5 protein-coding genes are annotated in these 6,787 nt (G+C 33.3%); all 5 read right to left on the bottom strand.

The features are described 5' to 3' along the window. Nucleotides 1-241: 241 nt before the first annotated feature. Nucleotides 242-736, bottom strand: coding sequence for a GerMN domain-containing protein (locus MWH25_RS07820; protein ID WP_248627094.1), 495 nt, complete (start codon nt 734-736; stop codon nt 242-244). Next, a complete protein-coding gene (locus MWH25_RS07815) occupies nt 736-2,955 on the bottom strand; it encodes an N-acetylmuramoyl-L-alanine amidase family protein (protein ID WP_248627093.1) in 2,220 nt (739 codons plus the stop codon). Before MWH25_RS07815 ends, MWH25_RS07820 begins: the two co-directional genes overlap by 1 nt. Nucleotides 2,956-3,132: 177 nt before the next feature. Continuing rightward, nucleotides 3,133-4,464, bottom strand: a complete 1,332-nt coding sequence (locus tag MWH25_RS13030; protein ID WP_248627092.1) for an N-acetylmuramoyl-L-alanine amidase family protein — start codon at nt 4,462-4,464, stop codon at nt 3,133-3,135. Between the two features lie 26 nt (nt 4,465-4,490). Next, nucleotides 4,491-4,910 (bottom strand): protease complex subunit PrcB family protein, encoded by a 420-nt coding sequence (locus MWH25_RS07805; RefSeq protein WP_248627091.1) that lies wholly within the window; start codon nt 4,908-4,910, stop codon nt 4,491-4,493. Between the two features lie 353 nt (nt 4,911-5,263). Continuing rightward, nucleotides 5,264-6,703 (bottom strand): glucose-6-phosphate isomerase, encoded by a 1,440-nt coding sequence (locus MWH25_RS07800; RefSeq protein WP_248627090.1) that lies wholly within the window; start codon nt 6,701-6,703, stop codon nt 5,264-5,266. Nucleotides 6,704-6,787 lie beyond the last annotated feature (84 nt).

Here is a 6,787-nt window from a genome sequence, read left to right as displayed (position 1 = left end):
GTAATTAAATAGGTTGGACTTTCACCAACTGGACAAACATAAGCTTAGCTTGGCACTCCGGATTACGGACACTGACACATAATTGTAACTTTATTACAATTATAGTCTGTAATTTAACAAGATTTAACTTAAGTTAACGTATATGATTCAGTTATTAGTTATATTATATGCAACCTAGCAAACTTATTTTAAATTAAACAAATTAAAAGCGAGACAATAAGTCTCGCCAAAGAAATTATTCTTATTCTATTAAATGAGGATCAAATTCTAAAGGTTGCTCCAACTTCAAATGTCCACTTAATGTTTTTACCTCTTCTCCTTCAAGCAAGATCTGTACCTGCTCTATCTCATCAAATTGGGCCAACGTAGTAACAATCGAATAAACAGTTAATATCTCCCCAGTTGTACCACCCCAATGTTGCTCAACTAACCCTTGACTAAAATCTACTATGGCTAATTTATCTTCTACTTCTAAATCAATCACTTCTGCTTCAGGAGGGATTGTAACTCCTAGTTCTTCTGATTGTGGTCCTTTAATCAATTCCTCAACTGTATTTTGATATAAATTATTCCTTCTTACTTCTCGTGTTTCTACTACTAACAATTGGGCCTGAGCATCACTAAAATAAAGCTCAACCTCCATTGTAGCAAACAAACGAGGATAGATCAAAATCAAAGCTATAACCACACCAATCACACCTACTATCAGTAAGTTTCTAGCCTTAGAAGCACTCATTAGAATTCCTCCTCTAGTAACAACTCAAAATATTGACTGATTCCCTTATATAATGCTATAGCCGCTTTCTGCTTAAAACTGCTTTTTTTCAGTAACTTTTCCTCTTCTGGATTACTTAAGAAAGCTACCTCACTTAAAACTGCTGGAATTTCAGTATTCCTTAGCACGTATAGATTATTCTTTTTAACCCCTCGATCACGTGTATCTAATCTTTCAATCTTATTTTGTTGAATATACTCAGCTAATAAAAATTCTTGTTCATCAGCATCACGAGCAATATAGGTCTCTGTTCCTAACTGTCGTTGATCAGTATGAGAGTTAGCATGAACACTGATCAATAGATCAGCATCTAAGCTATTAGCAATTTCACTTCTTTCCGTTAGGTCAACAAAGTAATCATCTCTTCTTGTCATAATTACCTTGGCCCCTGCATTCTTTAATAACTCTTCTAAGGTTAAAGAAATATCTAATGCTACATCCTTCTCCCGTAAACCTGAAGGACTTATTGCTCCAGGATCATAACCTCCATGACCAGCATCAACAACTATAATTCTATCTTTAAGATTAAATCTATTCAATTTAATATCAATATCTTTAGTTATTTCATCAGATTCTAATTCAAATACCACATCACTATCTAAATCAAAGACAACCCTGACCCGCTTAGGATCAGTAGAGAACTGACTTACCCTAACATCCTTAACCAGCCCTAATTTTTCAGAAATAGTAAGCTGTTCTTTATCCACTACCGTATTTTCTAAATCAACTACTAGACGATATGGATCATATAACTTATAAACCTCATACTCTGTCGAAGTCAATAGAGATAATCCTAACTCGGTCTTTAAGCCTTCAGAGCCAGTTCCTACTCCTAACAAGCGATTCATTAATCTAACTTGTAAGGTATTCCCTTCCCAATCCAACTCATGAGGGACAAGCTCCTTAAGATCAACAACTATCCTGGTTATATCATCACTAAATTGAGAAGTACGTACCCCTTTAACTAATTCACTATCAATATCTATCTGCTCTTCAATCACCTTTTTACTAGTATCAGGAAAATCAAAAACAAGTCTATTACCCTCTGCTAAAGCCATCACCTCTGGCTCTACCCTCTCAGTTAATTCAAAAGATAATAATTGTCCCTGAGCATCATCATAATCTATCTCTTCTAATTCAGATTTAATTGATTTAACTAGTAATGATTCATCCTGATGAGCTAAGTTAACCTTAGTATTATCCTTTAAATCTAGCACAACTCTAACTACATTGTGAGGCTCAGTCTGATATTGACTCATTCTAACCTTCTCAATCAATGGATCGTCAACTTCTAAAGTTTGACTTTTTGCTAAGGCAGCATTCTTAATATCAATTACAGCTCGTTGTGGATTTGATAAATAACTTACTGAGCTAACTCCTAAAGGTCGCGTCGCATCTATTTTCAAACCCCGTTCACTATGACTTATGTCTTTAATAATCGAGCTAACCTGCAATAAATAATTATACTTATCATCACTTCCTAGCTCCTTAAGTTGATAATCAACATTAGCAAATAGATCTAATACAACCCGTGTTGTCCTAGCATCAAATTGGGAAGTCCTAACATCCTTAACCAACTGACTACTCTCTAAGTCTAATTTATCTAAATCACGATTAAGAGCAGTTCTTTCCAGATCTAAAGCTATCCGATATGGCTCTCGAACCAAATCAAGCTGATAATTTATCGGCTCACTAGTTGTTATCCTTACTCCTTCATAATCATCAGTCTTTATATAATCTATTGCTTCTAATTCTGCTCTAGTTTCAGATATTTTAACTATTCTATTATTAGGTTCAACATCAATTACCAAACCTAAAATATCACCTAGAGCATTAAGAGGCACCATCGGTTGGTCATCAATTAATTTAGCTGCTACAGGAATCTGAAGCATCTGCTGACTAACTTGCAAATTAGGATCACCTATCCTTAATTTAACAATCCTATCTTCAGTTTCTAATTGTAATGTCTCTATCGCACTGAACCACCTGACATTAATTGGTAAATTATCCGTTAGATTATGTAATGGGATTAATATATCTTCATCTAATAATTTATAATCTAAATCATCGGTCACAATATCCCCATTGACTTCCAGACTAATCTCTTCTGTAGCATTTACTTGCAATGAAATAAGAGAAATTAATATCAGTAATACAACTATTGATAATTTTTTTGGCATCTTATTTGCCTCCTAAACTAGACAATTTTCTACACTTACTTAACCTTTATCTTATTCTTATATTTAATATTCTTTCTCATTAAATAAAATCCTCTTTAAATTTCCAAGTTATTTGATAAATTGCAAAAAATTAATTCCTAACGACAAAAATCTACTAGATTTTTTAAATAATCAATTTTATTGCTCAAAATATCTTTTGATTCCCGCTACAATCCCCTCGGCAACCTGTTGCCTAAACTGGGGCTCTCTTAACATCTCTTCATCATTAGGATTTGATAAAAATCCAGCTTCTACTAAGATAGCTGGTAAATTTGTTCTCCTTAAAACTGCAAAGTTAGCAGCTTTTAAGCCATGATCAGTAAAATTTGTTCTTTGCAAAATTTCATCTTGCACATACCAAGCTAAGGCCCAATTATCTTGACTAGCATTCCAATGAGCATAAGTTTCAAGTCCATTGGCCCATGAATTATAACTAGCATTAGAATGAATACTGACAAATAGGTCAGCATTAAACCTATTAGCTATCTCAGCTCGCCGAGCTAATGAAACAAAAGAGTCATCCCTTCTTGTCATTAAAGTATTGATTCCTGCTTGATATAATAAATCATCAACTCTCGTAGATATATCAAGGGCGACTTCTTTCTCTTTTAATCCTGTAACACCTATTGCCCCAGGATCACGCCCACCATGACCAGGATCGATTACAACTCGCCTATTTTGCAATTGTAATTCATTAGATTGATTATAATTAGTGCTAATAATTGAGGAAGCTATCACTTGTTCTTTAGCTTCTACCTCCAAAATCAACTTAGAACCCTCTTCTTTTATATTATAACTACTCATATTTCCAATATCAACTACAATTCTAGTAATTACAGGAGCAAAATCAAATTGACTAAACCGAACCCTATTTACTACCTCACTTCCTACATTGATTGTTTCTTTTAACTCTTTAAAACTAACATCATACATATCCAAAACCAACCTGCTTGGCTGATGATATAACTGTAAATCATAATTAGAAATATAATCTGAATCAATAATCAGTTGAAATTTATTATCTTCCTCATTAACTTCAACATTTTTAATTTGATTAACTTGATAATAAATCGATCTACTACTTTCTTGCCATGCCAAATTCCCACCATAGATCCCTGTCAAAAACCTTAATGGTAGCATAACTTGTCCATCTATTGACCTAACATTCTCACCCAAGGGAATAGGTTCAGAATTGACTAAAGCTATTTTACTACCAACTTCTAGCTTAATTAATTTATAAGGATGAATGATTTTTCCTGATGTTGACCCTGCTTCCCATTCTACCTCAGCTCCAAAATAACTACTGACAAAATCAAGCGTTACCATTGTCCTACCATTAACGATTCTTAAATTGACATCTGCCTTTTCTCCATTGACCAATAGATTTATTCCTTGTGCTTCAACCTGAACTGATATTAATACTACTGCTACTACAAATATTATAATGAGTGCTTTATACTTAATTACCACTGTTCTTCCCCTTTCAACTATTTAAATTAGTTTAATTTCAAGCTCTTAATAGTTAATAAATTATTATCTTGATCAATAAATTTGAATTTTAATTCTTCTTCACCTTCAATTAATTCTTCTTTAGGAACTTTTACTAGATCATAAGGTAGATTAATCAATTCTAAACCTATACATTCAGAGGTACAACTAACTGTCTTAACCCTCACAATTACTTTATCTCTTTGTTTAATAATCTTATCAATTTTTATATCATAATTACAGACATTATATTCGCCCAAAGCAGCATAGATTAAATAATACTTTCCATAATCAACATTTAAATTTACAGGTGCTTTTTGATGATATTTAGGTAATTCCAAATTATTATCTGGTTCTGTTAAAATTTTAAAGATCAAATTAGAATCATAACCATTCTTTTGCCACTTACCTTTTACTTCCTTTCCCAATAAAGACGTAAATGGAACCTCTTTCCTTCCAAACAACCCTAAGCTAAACAGAAAAAGTAGTACTAAACTAAATCTTAACAAAATAATTGTTACCTTGCCTCCCTCTCTAAATTAAATTTCCTTAATTAAATCTTATGTTAAATTTTTAAAAATATTTCTAGCTACTTAAAATAACCCTTACCTTCTTTAACAGTTCTGTAATTAAAAAATCAAATCCTCTTAGAAAGATTAGGGAAATTTTATTTCAAATGATCTTTTATGAAATGAAATGACCATGAAGAGTCTTCCCAAGACTCGAAAAGGGAAATTTCATCTCATTAAAAAAGGCCCTCTAAGAGGGCCAATTAAATAAATCAGATGATTAAATTTCCATCCTTACTAGGTCGAGCATCAAACTCATCTTTCATCTCAGAAAATCCTTCTCTACCCAATACTCCATAGGTATATTCCTTCCCTAGCTCAACTCCTGGTTGATTAAAAGCATCAATATTATACAACTCCCCAGCAAAAGCAGTCTGTAATTCATACATGTAGATAAATTGTCCCATAGTAAATTCATTTACTTCAGGAAAAACAATCGTACAATTCAAACGATTATTCTTAGTTAAAGCTAATTCAGTCGCCTTCTTTTCAGTAGTAATCAATTGGTTAAAGGTAGTTCCTCCTAAATAAGAAACACCAGCAATCTCATCATATCCTGATCCGATCTCTAATTCTTCTTTGAACTCCTTGACCTCTAAAAATGTAACTACCTTATCAAAAGGTCCTTCTATATATAATTGAGCTTGGGAATGTTGATCAGTAGCACCTAATGCTTTAATCGGAGTCGGGCCAACATGAACAACCTCCCCATCCCGATCAACCTTTTTACCTAAGGATTCAGCCCAGAGCTGTCGATACCAATCAGCTATATCCTTCAGTGCATGAGAATAAGGCATCATTACAGACATTGACTTGCCATCTTGGTCGGCTAAATAATGTAAAGTCGCATTCAAATAAGCAGGGTTGGCCCATAAATCTTCCGTATCACACAGCTGAGCCATATACCTTGCTCCTGCTAATAATTCTTCAATATCAACCCCAGTAAATGCTGCAGATACTAATCCAACTGGACTTAAAACAGAAAAACGCCCTCCTACATTATCAGGAATATAATAAGTCTTCATTCCTTCTTCTTTAGCAATCTTAATTAAATTTCCAGACTCCTTACTAGTCGTAGCAATAAAGTGGTCAGCAACTGCTTCTGCTCCCAATTCTTCAACAACCAAATTACGAGCAGTTAAGAATTGACTCATCGTTTCAGCAGTTCCACCCGACTTAGAAATAACATTAAAGATAGTCTTTTCTAAATCTAAAGTTTCTAATAAACCCTTCAAACGAACAGGATCAACATTATCAGGAACAAATAATCTAGGATAACCATCCCTGGGTTGATCACTTAAATTATAATAAGGATGATTTAAGGCAGTCTGCAAAGCAATATTACCTAAAGCAGAACCCCCAATTCCTAATACTACAAAATTATCATACTTTTGGCGATTATTTTGAGCAAATTCTTTGATTTCAGCTGCAATCTCTTGATGTGTTTCAGGCAATTCCATAAACCCTAATCTTCCTTCATTTTTTGCTGCTAATATTGCTTGATGAGCATCATTAGCTTGAAGTTGCATATTATTGATATCTTCCTGCGTATATCCATGTTCATCCCCTAGATTTTCAGTGAACATATTATTAATATCCAGTTTGATCCTCATTCTTTCTTGCCAACTTTCATCTTCATATCTGTTGCTCATTATTATTCCCCCTTCTGTAATTATTATCTTCTTAATCCTAAAATTTATCAGTTTCCACTATATATATATACTAAATTAAATAAC

Origin of the sequence: Natroniella acetigena (genome assembly GCF_023227745.1) — a bacterium.
GTDB classification, from domain to species: Bacteria; Bacillota; Halanaerobiia; order Halobacteroidales; family Halobacteroidaceae; genus Natroniella; species Natroniella acetigena.
The sequence above is the reverse complement of the archived record's forward strand: the minus strand, read 5'-3'. Positions and strand labels throughout refer to the sequence as shown.

What these genes read in the sequence shown, in the direction of transcription:
- MWH25_RS07820 (WP_248627094.1), bottom strand. Translation starts at nt 736, where the DNA reads ATGAGTGCTTCTAAGGCTAGAAACTTACTGATAGTAGGTGTGATTGGT.
- MWH25_RS07800 (WP_248627090.1), bottom strand. Translation starts at nt 6,703, where the DNA reads ATGAGCAACAGATATGAAGATGAAAGTTGGCAAGAAAGAATGAGGATC.
- MWH25_RS07815 (WP_248627093.1), bottom strand. Translation starts at nt 2,955, where the DNA reads ATGCCAAAAAAATTATCAATAGTTGTATTACTGATATTAATTTCTCTT.